The organism is Amycolatopsis sp. NPDC048633, assembly GCF_040650695.1.
GTDB lineage: Bacteria > Actinomycetota > Actinomycetes > Mycobacteriales > Pseudonocardiaceae > Amycolatopsis.
Map to the genome: position 1 here is coordinate 50,900 of NZ_JBEZHS010000032.1, position 18,142 is coordinate 69,041.

Sequence of the window (18,142 nt, forward strand, 5' to 3'; positions counted from 1 at the left end):
ACCGCCATGTCCGTCCTGTTCGATCACATCGGTGAGCTGCTCACCGGTCTGCTGGTGACCCTCGAGCTGGCCGTGCTCGCCTTCCCGCTGGCCGTGCTGATCGGGACCGTGCTCGGCGTCTGCCGGGTCGGCCCGGTCGGCCCGCTGCGGGCGGTGGCCGGGTTCTACGTCCAGTGCCTGCGCAACTCGCCGTTGCTGCTCGTCCTGGTCATGGTGGTGTTCGGGCTGCCCTACGTCGGGGCGACCGTGCCGTTGTTCGGCTCGGTCGTCCTCGGCCTGGGGCTGTACTTCGGTGCGTACGTCTGCGAAACGGTCCGCTCGGGCGTCGCGGCCGTCCCCACCGGGCAGATCGAAGCGGCCCGCGCGCTCGGGCTGACCTTCGCCGGCGTCCTGCGGCAGGTCGTGCTGCCGCAGGCGTTCCGGTCCATGGCCCAGCCCCTGGGTTCCATCTTCATCAACGTCTGCCTCGCGTCGGCGCTCGGTGCGGCCGTCGGCGTGCAGGAGCTCACCGGCTCCGCGCGGCAGTTCAACCTCGACCACGCCCAGCCCATCCCGAGCTTCATCGCGGCGGCGATCGGCTACCTGCTGATCACGCTCACCGCGGGCCAGCTGACCGGGGTCATCGAACGGAAGGTCCGGATCCGCCGATGAAGACCACCGTGTTGTTCGACGAGCTCGGCCCACGCGGCAAGGCGCGGCTGCGCATCGCGACGATCGTCGCCTCGGTCGTCGTCGTGGGCCTGCTGGTCGCGATCTTCGTCCAGCTCGACCACGTCGGCCAGCTTTCGAGCCGGCTGTGGTCGCCGCTGGCGTCGTGGCCCAACATCCGCTACCTGCTCGACGGCCTGGGCATGACGCTGCGGATCGGCCTGTCGTGCGCGGCGATGTCCCTGCTGTTCGGCACGGTGTTCGGCCTCGGCCGGCTTTCGCCGCGCCGCTGGCTGTCGGTGCCGGCCGCGGCGGCGATCGAGCTGTTCCGGGCGATCCCGCTGATCCTGCTGGTGTACTTCTTCCTGATCGGCCTGCCGGCGTTCGGCTGGAACCTGCCGCCGTTCTGGGTCCTGTCGATCCCGATCGTGCTGCACGCGGGCTCGGTGTTCGCGGAGATCGTCCGCGCGGGCGTGAACTCCCTGGACCGCGGCCAGTTCGACGCGGCGGCGGCGATCGGCCTCCGGCGCGGCCAGGCCCTGCGCCTGGTGATCCTGCCCCAGGTGTTCCGCGCGCTGCGGCCGGCGCTGGTGACGCAGGTGATCCGGACGCTCAAGGAGTCGAGCCTCGGGTACGTCGTGAGCTACCCGGAGCTGCTGCGCAACGGGCAGGTGCTCGGCGAGTACAACGCGAACTTCATCCAGGCGTACGCGTTGACGGCGGCGTTCTACATCGTGATCAACTTCGGGTTGTCGCGGATCGCGGAGCTGCTGGACCGCCCGCCGCGGCGGCGCCGCCGGGCCCGGGTGGCCAAGGTGGACTCCCCGGCGCCCGAGCTCGAAAGCGTTGCGTGAGTAGTTGAACCACCAAAACCAACCTCGCCGGAGCGGCTGGCCACTGCCCGCTCCGGCGAGGTTTTCCAGTTGTGCGGCCAGGTGGGCCGGCGCGCCCGAACGCAGTTGGGGGCGGGCTGTTCAGCGGGCGAGAGCCGTGAAGACCGCCGAGGCCACCGCGGCGTCCGCGACCCCCAGCCCGGTCAGGTCGGCGATCGACAACCCCGGCCGCGTGACGCCGTCGCGCAGGACCACACCCACGGCGAGGTCGCTCTCCGGCCCCGTGACACCGGCGCGGACCGCGTTGCCGAAGTCGCCGTGGTCCAGGCACTGCGCGTGGTCGTCGGTCGCCACCAGCGCCGCTCCGGCGAACAGCTCCGGCGGCAGTTCGCCCTTGCCCGGCAGGTCCGTGCCGATTCCGGTCACGTGCAGCGCGCCCGCGAACGCCGAAGCCGGGGCGAGCGGGCTCGTGGCCGGCGTCGCCGTGAGGACGCACGGGGAACCCGCCGCCTCCTCGATCGTCGCGGGGCGGGCGTCCAGGTCCAGGTCCGCGCAGAGCCCGCGCACCGCCTCGGGCCGGCGGCCCCACACCCGGACCCGGGTCAGGGGCCGCAGCGCGTGCAGCCACTCCACCTGCAGCCGGGCCTGCAGCCCCGTGCCGAGGACGCCCACCTCGTCGACGCCGGGCGGCGTCAGCGCGTGGGTGACCAGCGCCCCCGCCGCGGCCGTGCGCCACGCCGTCAGCCAGCCCTCGTCGGCCAGCACCGCGGCCGGGACCCCGGTCGCCGCGTCCAGCACCAGGATGAGCCCGCTGTTGCTCGGCAGGCCGCGCTCGGCGTTGCGGTAGAAGCCCGCGGCCACCTTGACGCCGAAGTACGGCGCGCCGGTCAGGTGCCCCGCCTTGACGTGGCAGTCACCGCCCACCTCCGGGAACACCATCGCGATCGGCGGCGGGAGCTGGGTACGGCCTTCGGCGTGCGCCACGAGTGCCTCGCGGACCGCGCCGAAGACCAGTTCCCTGGTCGCCACGGCGCGGATCTCGCTCAAGTCCACGATGGACAGGGTCACGGACGGTCCTCCTGGAGTTCGTCGCGCAGCTCGGTCAGCAGCGCGTAGGTGCCGCTCGCCCGCCCCTCGCCCAGCGCGCCGAGCACGAGCAGGTCGGCGACGAGCATGGAGCACAGCGGTTCGGCGGTGAGGCTGCCCGGCGAGCCCGGGTCGCGCAGGACGACGTCCGCCGGGATCTCCCCGGCGAGGTGTTCGGTGACGAGGACCAGCCGGGCGCCGACCTTCTTCGCGTGCGCGGCGAGCAGCTCCAGCTCGGGCAGCAGCCGGCCCGGCGCGAAGGCCACGACGACGTGGCCCGGCGAGAGGTCCGCCAGGTCGTCGGCGAAAGCCACGCCGGTGGCGCCCGAGGCGTCGGCGGCCTGGCCGGCGCGGTTGAGCTTGAGCGCCAGGTAGCGCGCGCTCAGCTCGTTGACGCCCCAGCCGTAGCAGAACACCCGCGACGCCGAGCCGACGAGCCGCAGCGCCTCGGCCAGCTCGGCGGGGTCGAGGCCGCGGCCGAACGCGCTGATCCGGCCGAGCGCGTCCCGCACCACGTGCGCGGACGCGCGCGGCAGGTCCTGGGCCAGCTGCAGCCGGAAGCCGAGCTGCGGCGCGGCCGCCGCGCGGCCGAGCGACGCCTTCAACGCCGTCAGCCCCGGGTACCCGAGCCGGCGCGCGGTGCCGACCACGGCCGCGTCGCTCGTGCCGGTCCGCCGGCCGAGCTCGTCCGCCGTCGCGAACACGATCCGCTGCGGCGGCGCCGTGACGAGGTAGCGCGCGACGACTTGTTCCGTCTCGTTGAGCCTGCTCCACTGGTGGTTGACGCGGCCGGCCAGCGAGAGCGCACCCGGCGGTTCCGGAGTTCCCATGTCTTGCCGTCATTTCTGTCGACCGGCTACCGTAGCTTGCAGCCTATAGCCTACATAGTACGGAGCACCATGACCGGGACCACCGGCGCCGTCGCCGCGCCCCACTTCCTCGCCACCCGCGCGGGCGAAGAGGCCTACCGCCGGGGCGGGACCGCGATCGACGCCGCCCTCGCCGCGGCGGCCGCGCTGACCGTCGTCTACCCGCACAACACCGCGCTCGGCGGCGATCTCGTCGCACTCGTGCGAACTCCGGACGGCACGATCACCTGCGTGAACGCGACGGGCACCGCGCCCGCCGCGCGGGACGCGGAAGAGCTGCGGCGCCGCCACGGCGACCGGCTGCCGACGCGCGGGCCCGACACGATCACCGTGCCCGGCGCGGTGCGGGGCTGGGCGGAACTGCGGCGGTTCGGGGCGGCTCTCGGCTGGGCCGCGCAGTTCGACGCGGCCATCGCGCACGCCGCGGACGGCGTCCCGGTCGCCCGTTCGCTCGCCGCGGCGCTGGTGGCCGACCAGGCCGAGCTCGCCGCCGACCCCGGCTCGGCCGCGGTGTTCGCCCCCGGCGGCCGGTTCCTCGAGGAAGGCGAGCCGCTCGTCCAGGCCCGGCTCGCGGAGTCGCTGCGCCGGATCGCGGCGAAGGGGCCCGACGAGCTGTACGGCGGGTCCGTCGGCACCGCGCTCGCGGCGGGGCTGCAGGCCGCGGGCTGTCCGCTGACCGTGGCGGACTTGGCGGGCTACGCCGCCCGCGTCACCCCGGCGATTTCCGCTTCGCTGCAGGGTTTCCGGGTCCACACGAGCCCGCCCAACACCCAGGGGTTCGCGCTGCTGCGCACGGTGCGAGCACTGGCGGAGCTGGGATCGCCGGACGTGCCGGCGCACGTGCTGGCCCGGCTGTTCCACGACGGCACCCGGGTCCGCGACACACTGCTGGCCGATCCGGAGTTCGCGCGCACCGACGTCGAGAACGACGGTTTCGCCGAGATCGTCGCGGAACTGAGGTCCGGAGCACCCCGCCCGGCCGGGGCAGCGGCGACGCCGTCGGTGCCGCGCGGCGACACGGTCGGGGTCGCCGCGGCGGACTCGCGGGGCTTCGCCGTGTCGATCATCCAGAGCGTCTACGACAGCTTCGGCGCCGCTGTGCTGGAGCCGGAGACCGGGATCATCCTGCAGAACCGCGGGCTGAGCTTCTCCCTGGATCCCCGCTCCCCCAACGTGATCGCCCCGGGAAAGCGGCCGAAGCACACGCTGATGCCGGTCCTGGTCACCCGCGGCGACGACGTCCGGTGGGTCACCTCGACGATGGGCGGGCACGGGCAGCCGCAGATCCACGCGCAGGTGCTGCTGGGCCTGCTCGGCGGGCGGACCCCGCGGGAAGCCGTGAGCGCGCCGCGGTGGGTCGTCGGGCCGCGCGCGCCGGGCGACCGGTCCGACACGGTGCACTTCGAGGCCGACGTCGCACGGGCGACGGTGACGGACCTGGAAGGCGACGGCTTCCCGACGCGGGAAGTGCCGCCCCGCACGGAGTTCCTGGGCCACACGAACGTGGTGGCGGTGGCGCCGGACGGCTCGCTGACGGCGGGCAGCGACCCCCGCTCCGACGGCTCCGCGGCGGTGGTCGTCCCGGGTACGCACTGAAGCCAGCGACGTCATGAACGACTCTTTCATCGCGTCGGACGCGATGAAAGAGTCGTTCATGGCGTTCGGCTCAGCCCTCCGCGCGGGCCATCGCGCCGAGGAATGTCGCCAAAGTGACATTGCGGCCGCACAGCACCACCGCCACCTTCTTCCCCCGGTAGCGCTCCGCCGTCTGCACGAGACCCGCGACCGCCACGCCCGCCGCGCCTTCGACCATCCAGCGCTCGCCTTCGGCGATCCGGCGCATCGCCCGCGCGATCTCGTCCTCGGACACCGTCAGGGTCTCGTCGATCACGTCCTGGCAGATCGGGAACGTGACCGACCCCGGCTCCACCGCGCCGGTCGAACCGTCCGACAGCGTGGGCTGCTCGGGGGTTTCCACGATCCGGCCCGCCTTCAGCGAGTCCAGCAGGCAGGTCGACGCCGCGGGCCAGACGCCGACCACCCGGGTGCGGGGGCTCAGCGCCTTCAGCGCCGTCCCCACGCCGCCGATCAGCCCGCCGCCGCCGACGCAGACGAACACCGCGTCCAGGTCCGGCGCCTGCTCGGCCAGCTCGACGCCCAGCGTGCCCTGGCCCGCCACCGTGTCGAGGTCGTTGTACGGTGCCACGTAAGGCTTTCCCCGCTTCTCGGCCTGCCGGCGCGCTTCCACCTCCGCGTCCAAGGCCCCGCCCGGGACCACCACGAGCACCGCGCCCAGCGCCTCGATCGCGGCCATCTTCGCCCGGGTGGTCGTCTGGCCGACGTAGACGGTCACCCCGACGTCGGCCAGCTTCCCGGCGCGCGCGACACCCTGGCCGTGGTTGCCCGTCGACGCCGTGATCACCCCGGTGCGCTTGGCCGCTTCCCCGAGCACGCGGATCTTGTTCGCCGAACCGCGCACCTTGAACGAGCCGGTCGGCATCAGGTGCTCGGTCTTCAGCCACACGTCGGCGCCCAGTTCGTCCGACAGCAGCCGGCTGCGCTCGAGGGTGCTCACCGGCACGTCGGGGCGGATCCCCCGGTGCGCGTCCATGATCCGTTCCAGAAGAGAAGCCATGCTGATATTATAGCCTATAAGCTATGCGGAAGGGATCAGCGTGAAGACGACAAGCAGGGCGGACAGCTACGCCAGCCTCGCCCGGCTCGAACTGGCCGGGGAGCGGTACCGGGTGCACCGCCTGGACGCCGTGCCCGGCGCCGAGCGGCTGCCCCTGAGCCACAAGATCCTGCTGGAAAACCTGCTGCGCCACGAAGACGGCCACACGGTGACCGCCGGACAGATCGCCTCGCTCGTGGCCGGGAAGGGAGACGTCGTCGCGTTCTCGCCGTCCCGGGTCTTCCTGCACGACACCAACGGCGTCCCGGTGCTCACGGACCTGGCCGCGCTGCGCGACGCCGTGGCCGAGGCCGGCGGCGACCCGGCGGCGGTGCGGCCCCGGATCCCCAGCCACCTGACGGTCGATCACTCGATCGCGACCGAGGTGTCCGGCCGGCCGGACGCGTTGCGCCGCAACGTGGAGATCGAGTACGGGCGCAACGCGGAACGGTTCCGCTTCCTCAAGTGGGGCGAGCGGCTCGACGGCGTGCACGTCGTCCCGCCCGGCACCGGGATCATGCACCAGATCAACCTCGAGTACCTCGCGAGTGTGGTCGAACGCCGCGACGGCTGGGCGTTCCCGGACACCTGCGCCGGCACCGACTCCCACACCACGATGGTCAACGCGCTGGGCGTGCTGGCCTGGGGCGTCGGCGGGGTCGAGGCCGAGGTCGCGCTGCTCGGGCAGCCGCTGAGCATGCTCGTCCCGCCCGTCGTCGGTGTCGAGCTGACCGGCGAGCTCGGCCCCGGGGTCACCGCGACCGACCTGGTGCTCACCATCGCCGAGACGCTGCGCGCGCACGGCGTCGTCGGGAAGTTCGTGGAGTTCACCGGCCCCGCGGTCGCCCGGATCCCGCTCGCCCACCGGGCCACGATCTCGAACATGTGCCCCGAGTTCGGGGCCACCGCGGCGATGTTCCCGATCGACGACGCGACGCTCGGCTACCTGCGGCTCACCGGCCGGCGGCCCGGCCACGTCACCGCGGTCGAGACGTACGCGAAGGAACAGGGCCTCTGGCACGACCCCGGCGCCCGCCTCCGCTACGACGAACGAGTCCAGGTCGACCTCACCACCGTCACCGCTTCTCTTGCCGGGCCGCGCCGGCCGCAGGACCGCGTCGCGCTCGCCGACGTCCCGGCCAACGCCGCGGCCGCGATCGAACCCCTCGTGTCCACAAAGGACAAGGCTGGTCAGGTTCGGGACGGCGCCGTCGCCATCGCGGCGATCACGTCGTGCACCAACACCTCCAACCCGCACGTGATGGTCGCCGCCGGCCTGCTCGCCCGCAACGCCCGGGCGCGCGGCCTCGCGGCCAAGCCGTGGGTGAAGACGAGCCTCGCACCGGGCTCGAAGACCGTCACGGAGTACCTGCGGCTGGCCGGGCTGTCCGAGCCGCTCGACGAGCTCGGCTTCCAGCTCGTCGGCTACGGCTGCATGACGTGCATCGGCAACTCCGGCCCGCTGCTGCCCGACGTCGCGGCCGCCGTCGCCGAGCGGGACGTCGTCGTGGCGTCCGTGCTGTCGGGCAACCGGAACTTCGACGGCCGGATCAACAACGACGTCTCGCTCAACTACCTCGCCTCGCCGCCGCTGGTCGTCGCCTACGCGCTGGCCGGGTCGATCACGCACGACCTGACCACCGAACCGCTCGGCACCGGCGCCGACGGCGAGCCGGTCTTCCTCGCCGACCTCTGGCCGGACGACGCGGAGATCGACGCCGTCGTGACCGCCCACCTCACCCCGGAGCTGTTCCGCGACGCCTACTCGGACGTGTTCGACGGCGACGAGCACTGGGCCGAGGTGCCCGCCGCGGGCGGAGCGCGCTTCGACTGGCAGGCCGATTCGACGTACCTGCGCCGGCCGCCGTTCCTCGACGAGGTCGCCCCTCCGCCGGCAGACCTCCGCGATGCCCGGGCGCTCCTGCTCCTCGGCGACTCGGTGACCACGGACCACATCAGCCCGGCCGGGCGGATCCCGAAGACGAGCTGCGCCGGCCGCTACCTGACCGAACTGGGCGAGGCGGACCTCAACACCTACGCCTCCCGCCGCGGCAACTTCGAGGTGATGGTGCGCGGTGGGTTCGCCAACCCGCGTCTGAAGAACCGGCTGGCCCCCGGCGGATCGACCCTCGACGCGGGCGGCGCCGTCGTGCCGGTGTACGAAGCCGCGAAGTCGTTCGCCGGCACTCCCCTGCTGGTGATCGCGGGCCGGGAGTACGGCACCGGGTCGTCGCGCGACTGGGCGGCGAAGGCCACCGCGCTGCTGAAGGTGCGGGTCGTGCTCGCCGAGTCGTTCGAGCGGATCCACCGCTCGAACCTCGTGCAGCTGGGCGTGCTGCCGCTGCAGTTCGCCGACGGACAGAGTGCCGGGTCGCTCGGGCTGGACGGCACCGAGGAGTTCGACCTGCTCGGTATCCCCGAGGCCGTCGACGACCCCGCGCGGCCGGTGACCGTGCGGGTCCGGCCGCGCGAAGCGCCCGCGTTCGAGTTCGACGTCCGAGCCCGCCTGGACACCCCGCAGGAGGCCGTCTACTACGCCCACGGCGGCGTCCTCCCCTACACGCTCGGCCGGTTCGGTGCCTGACGCCGTCGTCGTCGAGCCCCTGCTGCTCGGGTACGGGCTCAGCTCGCCCCAGGGCAGCATCGGGTTCTGCGGGGTGTACCTGGTCCACGCCCCGGGACGGCGGATCCTCTTCGACTGCGGGCACGCCGGACGGCGGCGGGCGCTGCTGCGCGCGCTGGGCCCCCGCCACGTCGACACGCTGGTGCTGTCGCACGCGCACTGGGACCACGTGCAGAACGCCGATCTCTTCACCGAGGTCCTCATCCATCCGGACGAGGACCTCGCGCCGCGCGGGAACCCGGTGGCGCCGCCGTGGACGTCGGCCGTCGTGGACGGCGCGCGGCCCGCGACAGACGGGCTCGAACTGGCCCCCGGCGTCACGGTCACCGCGCTGCCCGGGCACACGACGGGGTCGATCGGGCTCACCGTCACCACGGCCGCGGGCACGGCGCTGCTGACCGGCGACGCCGTGCCGTCCGCCCGGGCGCTGCGGACGGGGCGGTGTTCCAGCGCGGTCGACGAAGACGCCGCGGCGCGGTCGATGGCCCTCGTGCGCTCGCGGGCCGACCTCGTCTACCCCGGGCACGACCGGCCCTTCACCGTCGAGGGCGGGCAGCCCGGCCGGTACTTGCTTCCCCGCGTCGACCTCAGTGTGATCGAGCCGGACCCCCGCACCGGCGAACCAGGAGAGGACTTCCCCGCATGAGCACGTTCACGGAGCCCGCCCCGGCCTTCTCGACCGAGAGCCTGCACGCCGCGCTCCGCGAGCACTGGCAGCTGGCGGACCCGCCGCTGAAGCCGCTCGACAGCGAGCGCGACCTCAACGTCCTCGTCGACTCCCGGTTCGTGCTCAAGATCTCCAACCCCGCCGAGCGCGCCGACGTGGTCGACATGGAGGTCCGCGCGCTGGAGCACGTCCACGTAGCGGACCCCGGCCTGCCGGTGCCCGAAGCGGTCGGGGACGTCGCACGGCTGACGGACGACACCGGTCGCGCGTGCCTGGCCCGGCTGATCACGCTGCTGCCGGGCGCCCCGCTGGAAGGACGGCCGATCGACGGCGAGCTGGCCACCCAGGTCGGTGCCGTGGCGGCCCGGGTTTCCTTGGCGCTACAAGGGTTCTTCCACCCCGCGGCGGGCCGGGAGCTGCTGTGGGACGTCCGCCGGATGCCCGAAGTGGTGGCCGAGTCCGGTCTGGGACGCTTCGGCGAACTGGTCGAGCGGGTCACCCCGGCGCTGGCCGCGACCGCGACGCTCCCGGCGGGGATGCAGCACGCCGACGTCACGCTCACCAACGTGCTGGCCGAGGCGGGCGCGGTCACCGGCGTGATCGACTTCGGCGACATGCACCACACGGCCGCCGTCACCGACCTGGCCGTCACGCTGACCTCGGTGCTGCGCCGGGCCGGGGACGTCTGGCGCGCGACCGAAGCCGTGCTGCGCGGCTACCAGCGGCACCGCGAGCTGGGCGCGGCCGAGGTCGCCGTGCTCGGCGAGCTGGTGATCGCCCGGCTGCTCACGACGCTGGCGGTGTCCGCGACGCGGCGCGAGGCGCACAGCGACAACGAGCGGTACATCACGCAGTACGACGACACCAGCGAGCGCGTGCTGGCCCTCCTCGGCGCGCTCACCCCGGCCGAGCTGGGCGAGCGGCTGGCGCGCCTGGCCGGGACCCGCGACCTCGCCGAGAGCATCCCCGTGAGCGAGCTGCCGTCCCGGCGGGCCGCGGCGATGGGCGGCGCGCTGTCCCTGCTGTTCTACCGCCGTCCGCTCGAACTGGTCCGCGGCGAAGGCGCTTGGCTCCACGCCCGCGACGGTGCGCGCTACCTGGACGCGTACAACAACGTGGCGGTCATCGGGCACGCGCACCCGGCGGTCACCCGGGCCGTCGGGCGGCAGCTGGCGGAGCTGAACACGCACTCGCGGTACCTCCACGGCGGCATCGTCGGGCTCGCGGAGCGGATCCTCGCCACGATGCCGCCGGAGCTGGACACGTGCCTCTTCACGACGTCGGGCACCGAAGCGAACGAACTCGCCTGGCGGCTGGCCACCGAGTACACCGGCGGCACCTCGGCGATCGTCGCCGAGCACGCGTACCACGGGTCGTCGAAGTGGATGGCCGACCTGAGCTCGAACGAGTGGCCGCCGGGATACCGGCCCGCCGGGGTGGGGACCTTCGCCGCCCCGCGTGATCCCGGTGCGACACCGCGGATCGAGGCCGCCGGCCTCCGTCCGGCGCTGGTGCTCGCCGACTCCCAGTTCACCTCGGAAGGCATCCTCGACGTGCCGGACGGGTTCATGGCCGGGCTGGTCGACGGCGCCCACGCGGCCGGCGCGCTGTACCTGGCGGACGAGGTGCAGTCGGGCTACGGGCGCAGCGGTCCGCAGCTGTGGCGCTTCGCCCTCGCCGGGATCACCCCCGACCTGGTGACGCTGGGCAAGCCGATGGGCGCGGGCTACCCGATCGGCGCGCTGGTCACCCGCCGCGAGATCGCCGACGTCCTGGCGAGCAAGTACGAGTACTTCTCGACGTTCGCGGCGACCCCGGCCGCCGCGGCCGCGGGCCACGCGGTGCTCGACGTGCTCGAACTGACGGGCCTCCCGGCCCAGGCGGTCGAGGTCGGCGAGCACCTCCGCCGCGGCCTGCGCTCACTGGCGGACGGTTCGCCGGTGCTGGGTGCGGTGCGGGGCACGGGGTTGCTGGCGGGGGTCGACGTGCGGCCCGTCGGCGAGGCTTCTTCTCGGGAGGTGGCGCGGAAGCTGCTGGACGACCTGGTCGGCCGCGGTGTGCTGGCCGGTCTCACCGGCCCCGGCGGTGACGTGCTGAAGGTGCGCCCACCGCTGGTCTGGGAGACGGCCCACGCCGACGAGTTCGTCGCACGGCTGGCCGAAGCCCTTCCGCGGACGTGAAAAGGGCCGGGCCGCGGTGCTGAACCGCGGCCCGACTCCCGGTTCGGGATGCAGTGAACGACTGCGCTCGGTCGAGGTCACAACACCTGCGACAGGAACGACTGCAACCGCGTGGTCTTCGGGTCCGACAGCAGCTCCCGCGCCGGCCCTTCCTCCGCGATCACCCCGCGGTCCACGAACAGCACCCGGTCGGCGACCTCGCGCGCGAAGTTCATCTCGTGGGTCACCACCAGCATCGTCATGCCGGACGCGGACGCCAGGTCGCGCATCACGTCCAGCACGCCCTTCACCAGCTCGGGGTCCAGCGCCGACGTGGCTTCGTCGAACAGCATGATGTCCGGCTCCATCGCCAGCGACCGCGCGATGGCCACGCGCTGCTGCTGCCCGCCCGAAAGGTGCGAGGGCCGTGACGACGCCAGCGCCCGCAGGCCCACCTTGTCGAGCTGCTGAAGGCCGCGCTCTTCGGCCTCCGCCCGCGACATCTTCCGCACCCGCCGCAGCGCGACCGTGATGTTGTCGAGCGCCGTCATGTGCTGGAACAGGTTGAAGTGCTGGAACACCATGCCCGTGCGCGACCGGATCGCGTTCAGGTCGGCCTTCGGGTCGGTGATCGCCTTGCCGTGCAGCCGGATCGTGCCCGACGTCGGCGGCGACAGGAGGTTGACGCAGCGCAGGAGCGTCGACTTGCCGGAGCCCGACGCGCCGATGAGGCACACCGTCTCCCCGCGCCCGATCGTCGCCGAGACGCCCTTGAGCACCTCGACCCGGCCGAACGCCTTGCACACGTCCTCCAGCTGGACGGCCGGCACCGCGGTCCGCTCGATGGTGGTCACGCTCCCACTCCCGTTTCCACGCCGACGACGGCCAGCGGCTCGGCGCTCGGGCGCCGGCCTTCGCGCAGCCGCCGGTCGAACCAGTTGACCAGGTGCGTCAGCGGCACCGTGAAGACGATGTAGACCAGGCCCGCCGCCACGAACGACGACGAGTTGTACGTGATGGACTGCGCCTGCTGGGCGATGAAGTACAGCTCGCGCTCCCCCACCGCCAGCCCCAGCAGGTACACCAGGGAGCTTTCCTTGACCGCCACGATGAACTGGTTGGCCAGCGCCGGGAGCACGTTGCGGATGCCCTGCGGCACGACGATCAGCATCAGCGTCGCCAGGTGGCTCATACCGAGGCTGCGTCCGGCCTCGGCCTGCCCGGGCGGGACGCTCTGGATCCCGGACCGGAAGATCTCGGCGATGTAGGCCGCGTTGATCAGGCCGACCGCGAGGATCGCGTAGCCCATCGGCGACTGCCCGAACAGCCGGACGCCCGCGGACGGCAGGCCGATCCCGATCAGGCTCACGGTGACGATGGCGGGCAGCCCGCGGAAGACGTCGACGTAGATCCGCGCCGGCGCGCGGAGCCACCAACGCGCGGAGATCAGCAGCATGGCCAGGCCCAGCCCGGCGACCAGGCCGAGCAGCAGCGCGAGCGCCGCGATGACCAGCGTGTTGCGCAGCCCTTCCCCGAGCAGGTCCGGCAGCACCGCGAGGATCTGGTGGATGTCGAAGAAGGAATGGAGGAAATCGCCCATGGGACCTACTGTCCTTCGTGCTTATAGACTATAAGCTGAGTTCCCGAAACTGTAGCAGACTCGACAGAAGTGGCAAGCCCGTCGTAGAAGTTTCAGGGCCAGGCAACGGAGTTGACGGGGAAACCCGAGGCTATGGGCTATAAGCTGACCCGATGAGCGCTCTTCCCCGCCCGGCCCTCACCAAGAACGCGTACGTCTACGAGGAGCTGCGCCGCCGCATCCTCGCCGGCGAGCTGACCCAGGGACAGTCCATCTCCCAGGAGCAGCTCGCGGCGGAGCTCGGCGTCAGCACGACCCCGTTGCGCGAGGCGCTCCGGCGGCTGGACGCCGAGGGCCTGGTGAACCTCGACGCGCACCGCGACGCACGGGTCACCCGGCTCAACGCCGAGGAGGCGCGCAGCCTGTTCGAGATCCGCGAGAAGCTCGACCCGCTCGCCGCCAAGCTCGCCGCGACCCGCCGGACGGACGCCGACGTCTCGGCCATCGAGGCGGCGCTCAAGGAGCTCGAGCCGCTCAGCGCGTCGACCGGCTTCGAGTCCCTGCTCGTGCACCGCGCCTTCCACCGCAGCGTCTACACCGCGTCGCACAACCCGCTGCTGTCGTCGCTGCTGGAAGGCCTGTGGGACAAGGCCGACCGCTACCGCCAGGTCGGGCTGCAGTCCAAGCCGGACTCCGCCGAGGACCGCGAGCGGGTGCGCCGCGAGCACATCGCGATCGCCGAGGCCGTGATCTCGGGGGACGCCAGGGAAGCGGAACGGACCATGAAGAAGCACGTCCTCGGCAGCCTCGGCCGCCGGGCGATCGCCGCGCTGGAGGCCTGAGCGCTCACAGCAGGGCGAGCGGGTTGGCCGGGGAGCCCGTGCCGCCCTCGACGACGAGCGGCGCCAGCACGAAGAGGAACTCGTAGCGTCCTTCCCCGGCGCAGGCCGCGGCGAGTGGTTCGAGCGCGCAGTTGTCCACGACGGCGAGCCCGTAGGCGAAGATCGCGCCGTGCACGGTCCACGGGATCCCCCAGTCGTTCGGGGCCTGGTCGAGCATGTCCCAGGCCAGCACGGCGCAGTCGTGGTCGCGCAGGAACTCCAGGCACGACGCGTGCAGCCCGGGTCGGCTGGGCCCGGTGCCCCACGCGGGGTTCTCCCGGTCCCAGCCGTCGCGTCCGGAGTGGACGACCAGCGCGTCGCCCGGCCCGACGGTGACGCCCTGGGCCCGCGCGACCTCCGCCAGCTCGTCGCCGTGCACCGGGCGCTCGAGCGTCACGTACGGCTCGCCGCGGAACGCCGGCACGTCCAGCAGCACGCCCCGGGTGACGATGCCCTGGCCCCAGTGCTCGACCCCGCCCCAGCGGCTGCCGCGTGAGGTGAGCTCCACGTCGGGGTCGCGGCCCTGCCACATCCCCTGCTCGTCCCAGACGTGGCAGAGCGCGTCGACGTGGGTCGACGCGACGCCGTGGTACTCGATCCCGTAGTAGTCCCCGGAAATGCCGCCAGTGCCCCGCGGCGCCCGGGTCGTGTAGTGCGCCGCCGGACGCGGGTTGCCGGGCCACGGCCGGGTCGGGAAGGGCCGGCTCAGCGAGACCGACCGGCCCGTGCGGACCAGCTTCGCCGCCTCGGCGCGCTTCGCGTCGGTGATGAGGTTGACGGCTCCGACCTGGTCGTCTTCGCCCCACCGGCCCCAGTTGTCGCGGCCGTGCAGCAGGGCCTGCACCCGGGCCCGGTCCCAGTCACGCGTCACGGCGGGCTCCCTCTCGATTCGTTGACCTCATCACAGCCTATAGCCTATAGTTCGCCTCCATCGCCGGCGGCCGGCTCCCGTCCCCCGCCCGTTCGAAGGAGACCCATGAAGCGACTCACCCCGCGGCGGCTGGCCGGCGTCCTCGCCACCGCCGCCGTCTCCGTCGCCACCCTCACCGCGTGCGGCAGCGATGCGCCGGCGGCCGGGGACGACTACGGCCTCGCCCAGCCCGGGACGATCACCGCGGCGGTGACCGCCGGCGACTACCCGTTCGTCTCCCCCGACGCGAGCGGCAAACCGGTCGGCCTGCTGATCGACCTCAACGACCTGATCTCCTCGAAGATGGGCCTCAAGATCGTCTACAAGACGACGACCGTCCAATCCGGACTACCGGGCCTGACCAGCGGCCAGTACGACATGATGTCGGTGGGCCTGGTGGCCAGCGAGGAGCGGAAGAAGAGCGTCGCGTTCACGCAGCCGATCTTCTGGGGCCAGAACGTCGTCGTCGTGCCCGAGGGCTCGACGGCGAAGTCCGTCCCGGACCTCGCCGGCAAGCGCGTCGGCAGCGGTGCGAACAGCACGCAGGAGGACTTCGCGAAGAAGAAGATGGCGACGTCGGCGCTGGTCTCGGAGGCCACCGACAGCGCGGGCGTGAACCAGCTCCTCGCCGGCAACCTCGACGCGATGGTGCTCGGCTCCACGCACGTCGGCCAGATCTTCCAGCAGCACCCCGGCAAGCTCAAGGTGGCGTTCACGTCGCCGCAGGACCAGCCGGGCGCGATGGCGGTCAACAAGAAGCTGACGAAGTTCCTGGACGCCTACGACAAGCAGCTGGCGGCCCTGGCGAACGACGGCACTTTCCTGAAGCTGTACCAGAAGTACTTCCCCGACCTGCCCTACCCGACGCAGATGTACCAGTACTGGCCGTCGATCAAGGACCAGATCGCGAAGCAGGGCAAGCCGACCCCGTGAACCCCCGGTGGCCCGTTCCGCACCCCCGAGGCGGAGCGGGCCACCGGATCCCAGCGCGTCACCCCCGCGGCCGGCGTCGCGGGATGACGGCGTAGGCCCGCAAGAGCGCCGGGCGTTCGCGCGGGGTGCTGCCGCGCAGCGTCAGCGCCAACCCGATCAGCCACGTCACGGCCGACACCGCCGGCACCGCGGCAGCGGCCAGCCCGACGTAGAGAACGTTCTGCTGCATCGTCGTCTCCGCTCGTCCGGTTCTCGGTCCGACCATGCCCGGCGCCGCCGCCGGGCCGGAAGAGCAGTTGCCGGAAGAGGCCCGGTTCCGGACGAACCGGGTACAGTGCGTGACAAGAACTGCCGGGACGCTGGACGAGGGGGACCCGGGTGCCGGAGTCGGCCGGGCCGCTCGAGCGGCTGTGCACCGAACTTCGGGTGCTGCGCCGCACCTCCGGGGACCCGAGCCTGCGGACCATCGCGAAGGCCACCGGCGCGTCCCACACCACGGTCGGGAACCTGCTCAACGGGGCGAGCTGCCCGTCGTGGGAGGTCGTGTCCCGGGTGGTCGGCCACCTCGGCGGCGACCCGGTCCGGTTCAAGAAGCTGTGGGTCGCGGTCCGTGACCTGGCCGACCCGCTGCCCGAGGCCGCCGGGAACGGCGACGACCCGGAGCCGCGGCCGCTGATGAAACTGGACCGCTCGGTCGGCCCGCGCTCGGAGGTGCTGTGGATCTACGATCCGAAACTCGCCCGGCAGGTGCTGGAATCCTTCTTCCCCCCGCCGGAGGGCATCGATGATTGAGCCGGCCGACGCCGCCGCGCTGGTCGACGCGGCCCTGCGCCGGGCCGAAGCGGGCGCGATCGACGAGGCACTCCGGCTGGCCGGCGAAGGCGTGCGGCGCTGCCTCGAGGTCGCCGAGCGGCTCGCCGACGCCGGCGAGGTCGAGCCGCGCCTGCTGGCGAGCCTCGGCATCGCCCTGCGGCTCGAGTACGCCTACGGCGGGGAGCTGGCGAGCCTCGAAGACGCCGTCGAAGCGCTGCGGGCGGGCGCCTCGGCCGTCACCGACCCCGGCCACCGGGCCGCGTTGCTGTCCGAGCTCGGCGGGGCCCTGCTCATGTGGTTCCGGCTCCACGCCGACCCGGCGAAGCTCGACGAGGCCGTCGACGTGCTCCACCGCGCCCTCGCCGGGCTGCCCACGGATTCCCCGCAGCGCGGACAGGTGCTCTCGAACCTCGCGGCCGCGCTGACCGCCCAGCACGAACGTTCGGGCACCGAAGCCGACCTCGAAGAGGCCGTGGCGGTGCTGCGGCAGGCGATCGACGCCACGCCCGCCGAGTCCCCGAACGACGAGGCGCTGGCCAACCTCGGCGCCCTCCTGCTGGCCTGGGCCGGCTACCGGGACGACGCCGCCAGCGCCGCCGAGGCCGCCCGCGTCCTGCGGCAGGCCGCCGAGCGGATGCCCGCGGACCGGCCGCAGCACGCGCGGGTGCTGGCGAACCTGGCCGCGGCGTACCGCCTGGGGTACCAGCGCGGCCACGATCGGCGGGACCTCGACGAAGCCGTGTCCGTCGCCCGGGCCGCCCTGGCCGGGACCCCGGCCGACGCGCCGGAGTACGCGCTCGTCGCGGGCGGGCTCGAAACGGTGCTGCGCGCCCGGTACGAGGCCTCCGGGGACCCGGCGTCCCTGGCCGAGAGCCGCGAGGTGCGTGACCGCGTGGCCAGGCGGGCCCGGCCCGTCGACGTCCTGCTCGCCGAGGACGACGACGACCTCGCCGTGGCACTGGCCGAGGTCATCGCCCGGCGCGGGTTCACCGTCCGCCGCGCGGAATCGGGCGCCGACGTGTGCGCCTCGCTCGGCGCCGTGCGGACGATCGTGCTCGCCCACCGGTACCTCTCCCCCGACGAGGAGGCCGCCCTGCGGCGGGGCCGGGCGGACCACCCCGGCGTCGCGGTGATCGTCATGGGCCCGCCCGACCTCGCCGACCGCATCGGGGCACTGGAGTCCGGCGCCGACGACTACCTGGTCAAGCCCTTCAGCGTGGTGGAACTGCTCGCCCGACTCCACGCGATGAGCGGGTGACCGAGGCGCGGTCCACCGACGCGAATGTCGCACTGGGCGCACGGCCCTCTCACTCCTCGGTGAAGAACAATGGCCCGGAACCGAACCGGACGGCCCACCCGGCGGAACCGAAATGCGACACAGGCGAATGGTCATTGCCGGAAGTTGCTCCGTTCGACGGAAAACAAAATGTACTCGAACGGACTCCGCGAACTCGGCCGGACCACCGT

Annotated in this window: 17 protein-coding genes; 10 read left to right on the top strand and 7 right to left on the bottom strand. The window is 72.9% G+C overall.

The window, feature by feature from the left end:
• Positions 1–6: 6 nt before the first annotated feature.
• Both AB0C38_RS38565 and AB0C38_RS38570 read left to right on the top strand, forming a co-directional pair.
• The gene (locus AB0C38_RS38565; RefSeq protein ID WP_360682736.1) at positions 7–651 is read left to right on the top strand and encodes an amino acid ABC transporter permease; all 645 of its coding nucleotides are present in this window, start codon (positions 7–9) and stop codon (positions 649–651) included.
• Complete coding sequence (locus tag AB0C38_RS38570; RefSeq protein WP_360682738.1) at positions 648–1,502, top strand: amino acid ABC transporter permease; 855 nt, start codon at positions 648–650, stop codon at positions 1,500–1,502. Before AB0C38_RS38565 ends, AB0C38_RS38570 begins: the two co-directional genes overlap by 4 nt.
• A 120-nt stretch (positions 1,503–1,622) precedes the next feature.
• On the opposite strand, the gene AB0C38_RS38575 is transcribed toward AB0C38_RS38570, so the two are convergent.
• A complete protein-coding gene (locus AB0C38_RS38575; RefSeq protein ID WP_360682740.1) occupies positions 1,623–2,549 on the bottom strand; it encodes a hypothetical protein in 927 nt (308 codons plus the stop codon).
• Complete coding sequence (locus tag AB0C38_RS38580) at positions 2,546–3,397, bottom strand: MurR/RpiR family transcriptional regulator (RefSeq protein WP_360682742.1); 852 nt, start codon at positions 3,395–3,397, stop codon at positions 2,546–2,548. Before AB0C38_RS38580 ends, AB0C38_RS38575 begins: the two co-directional genes overlap by 4 nt.
• Before the next feature lie 69 nt (positions 3,398–3,466).
• Between AB0C38_RS38580 and AB0C38_RS38585 the strand changes: the two genes are divergently transcribed.
• Positions 3,467–5,032, top strand: a complete 1,566-nt coding sequence (locus AB0C38_RS38585) for a gamma-glutamyltransferase (protein WP_360682744.1) — start codon at positions 3,467–3,469, stop codon at positions 5,030–5,032.
• Between the two features lie 70 nt (positions 5,033–5,102).
• Here the strand turns inward: AB0C38_RS38585 and AB0C38_RS38590 are convergent, their stop codons facing one another.
• Positions 5,103–6,071: a threonine/serine dehydratase gene (locus AB0C38_RS38590; RefSeq protein ID WP_360682746.1), complete on the bottom strand. Its 969-nt coding sequence runs from the start codon at positions 6,069–6,071 to the stop codon at positions 5,103–5,105.
• Between the two features lie 40 nt (positions 6,072–6,111).
• On the opposite strand from AB0C38_RS38590, the gene acnA reads away from it, so the two are divergent.
• From acnA to AB0C38_RS38605, 3 genes are read left to right on the top strand one after another with little or no spacing between them, the layout of a single operon-like run.
• Complete coding sequence (gene acnA, locus AB0C38_RS38595; RefSeq protein ID WP_360682748.1) at positions 6,112–8,694, top strand: aconitate hydratase AcnA; 2,583 nt, start codon at positions 6,112–6,114, stop codon at positions 8,692–8,694.
• Positions 8,687–9,379: an MBL fold metallo-hydrolase gene (locus tag AB0C38_RS38600; RefSeq protein WP_360682750.1), complete on the top strand. Its 693-nt coding sequence runs from the start codon at positions 8,687–8,689 to the stop codon at positions 9,377–9,379. Before acnA ends, AB0C38_RS38600 begins: the two co-directional genes overlap by 8 nt.
• Positions 9,376–11,580, top strand: a complete 2,205-nt coding sequence (locus AB0C38_RS38605; RefSeq protein WP_360682752.1) for an aminotransferase class III-fold pyridoxal phosphate-dependent enzyme — start codon at positions 9,376–9,378, stop codon at positions 11,578–11,580. Before AB0C38_RS38600 ends, AB0C38_RS38605 begins: the two co-directional genes overlap by 4 nt.
• A 77-nt stretch (positions 11,581–11,657) precedes the next feature.
• Here AB0C38_RS38605 and AB0C38_RS38610 read toward each other — a convergent pair whose 3' ends face one another.
• Together AB0C38_RS38610 and AB0C38_RS38615 are read right to left on the bottom strand one after the other, a co-directional pair.
• The gene (locus tag AB0C38_RS38610) at positions 11,658–12,413 is read right to left on the bottom strand and encodes an amino acid ABC transporter ATP-binding protein (RefSeq protein WP_360682754.1); all 756 of its coding nucleotides are present in this window, start codon (positions 12,411–12,413) and stop codon (positions 11,658–11,660) included.
• Positions 12,410–13,159, bottom strand: coding sequence for an amino acid ABC transporter permease (locus tag AB0C38_RS38615; protein ID WP_360682756.1), 750 nt, complete (start codon positions 13,157–13,159; stop codon positions 12,410–12,412). Before AB0C38_RS38615 ends, AB0C38_RS38610 begins: the two co-directional genes overlap by 4 nt.
• Positions 13,160–13,311: 152 nt before the next feature.
• Here AB0C38_RS38615 and AB0C38_RS38620 point away from each other — a divergent pair, with 152 nt between their 5' ends.
• Positions 13,312–13,980, top strand: a complete 669-nt coding sequence (locus AB0C38_RS38620; RefSeq protein ID WP_360682758.1) for a GntR family transcriptional regulator — start codon at positions 13,312–13,314, stop codon at positions 13,978–13,980.
• 4 nt (positions 13,981–13,984) lie between these two features.
• Here the strand turns inward: AB0C38_RS38620 and AB0C38_RS38625 are convergent, their stop codons facing one another.
• Positions 13,985–14,890 (bottom strand): cyclase family protein, encoded by a 906-nt coding sequence (locus AB0C38_RS38625; RefSeq protein WP_360682760.1) that lies wholly within the window; start codon positions 14,888–14,890, stop codon positions 13,985–13,987.
• Positions 14,891–14,995: 105 nt separating this feature from the next.
• Here AB0C38_RS38625 and AB0C38_RS38630 point away from each other — a divergent pair, with 105 nt between their 5' ends.
• Positions 14,996–15,862, top strand: a complete 867-nt coding sequence (locus AB0C38_RS38630; RefSeq protein WP_360682762.1) for a transporter substrate-binding domain-containing protein — start codon at positions 14,996–14,998, stop codon at positions 15,860–15,862.
• Positions 15,863–15,920: 58 nt separating this feature from the next.
• Here the strand turns inward: AB0C38_RS38630 and AB0C38_RS38635 are convergent, their stop codons facing one another.
• The gene (locus tag AB0C38_RS38635; protein WP_360682764.1) at positions 15,921–16,091 is read right to left on the bottom strand and encodes a hypothetical protein; all 171 of its coding nucleotides are present in this window, start codon (positions 16,089–16,091) and stop codon (positions 15,921–15,923) included.
• 149 nt (positions 16,092–16,240) lie between these two features.
• Here AB0C38_RS38635 and AB0C38_RS38640 point away from each other — a divergent pair, with 149 nt between their 5' ends.
• Positions 16,241–16,654 carry a helix-turn-helix domain-containing protein gene (locus AB0C38_RS38640; protein WP_360682766.1) on the top strand — a complete coding sequence of 138 codons (414 nt, stop codon included), beginning with the start codon at positions 16,241–16,243 and terminating at the stop codon, positions 16,652–16,654.
• A complete protein-coding gene (locus AB0C38_RS38645; RefSeq protein ID WP_360682768.1) occupies positions 16,647–17,933 on the top strand; it encodes a hypothetical protein in 1,287 nt (428 codons plus the stop codon). Before AB0C38_RS38640 ends, AB0C38_RS38645 begins: the two co-directional genes overlap by 8 nt.
• The last annotated feature ends 209 nt before the right edge of the window (positions 17,934–18,142 follow it).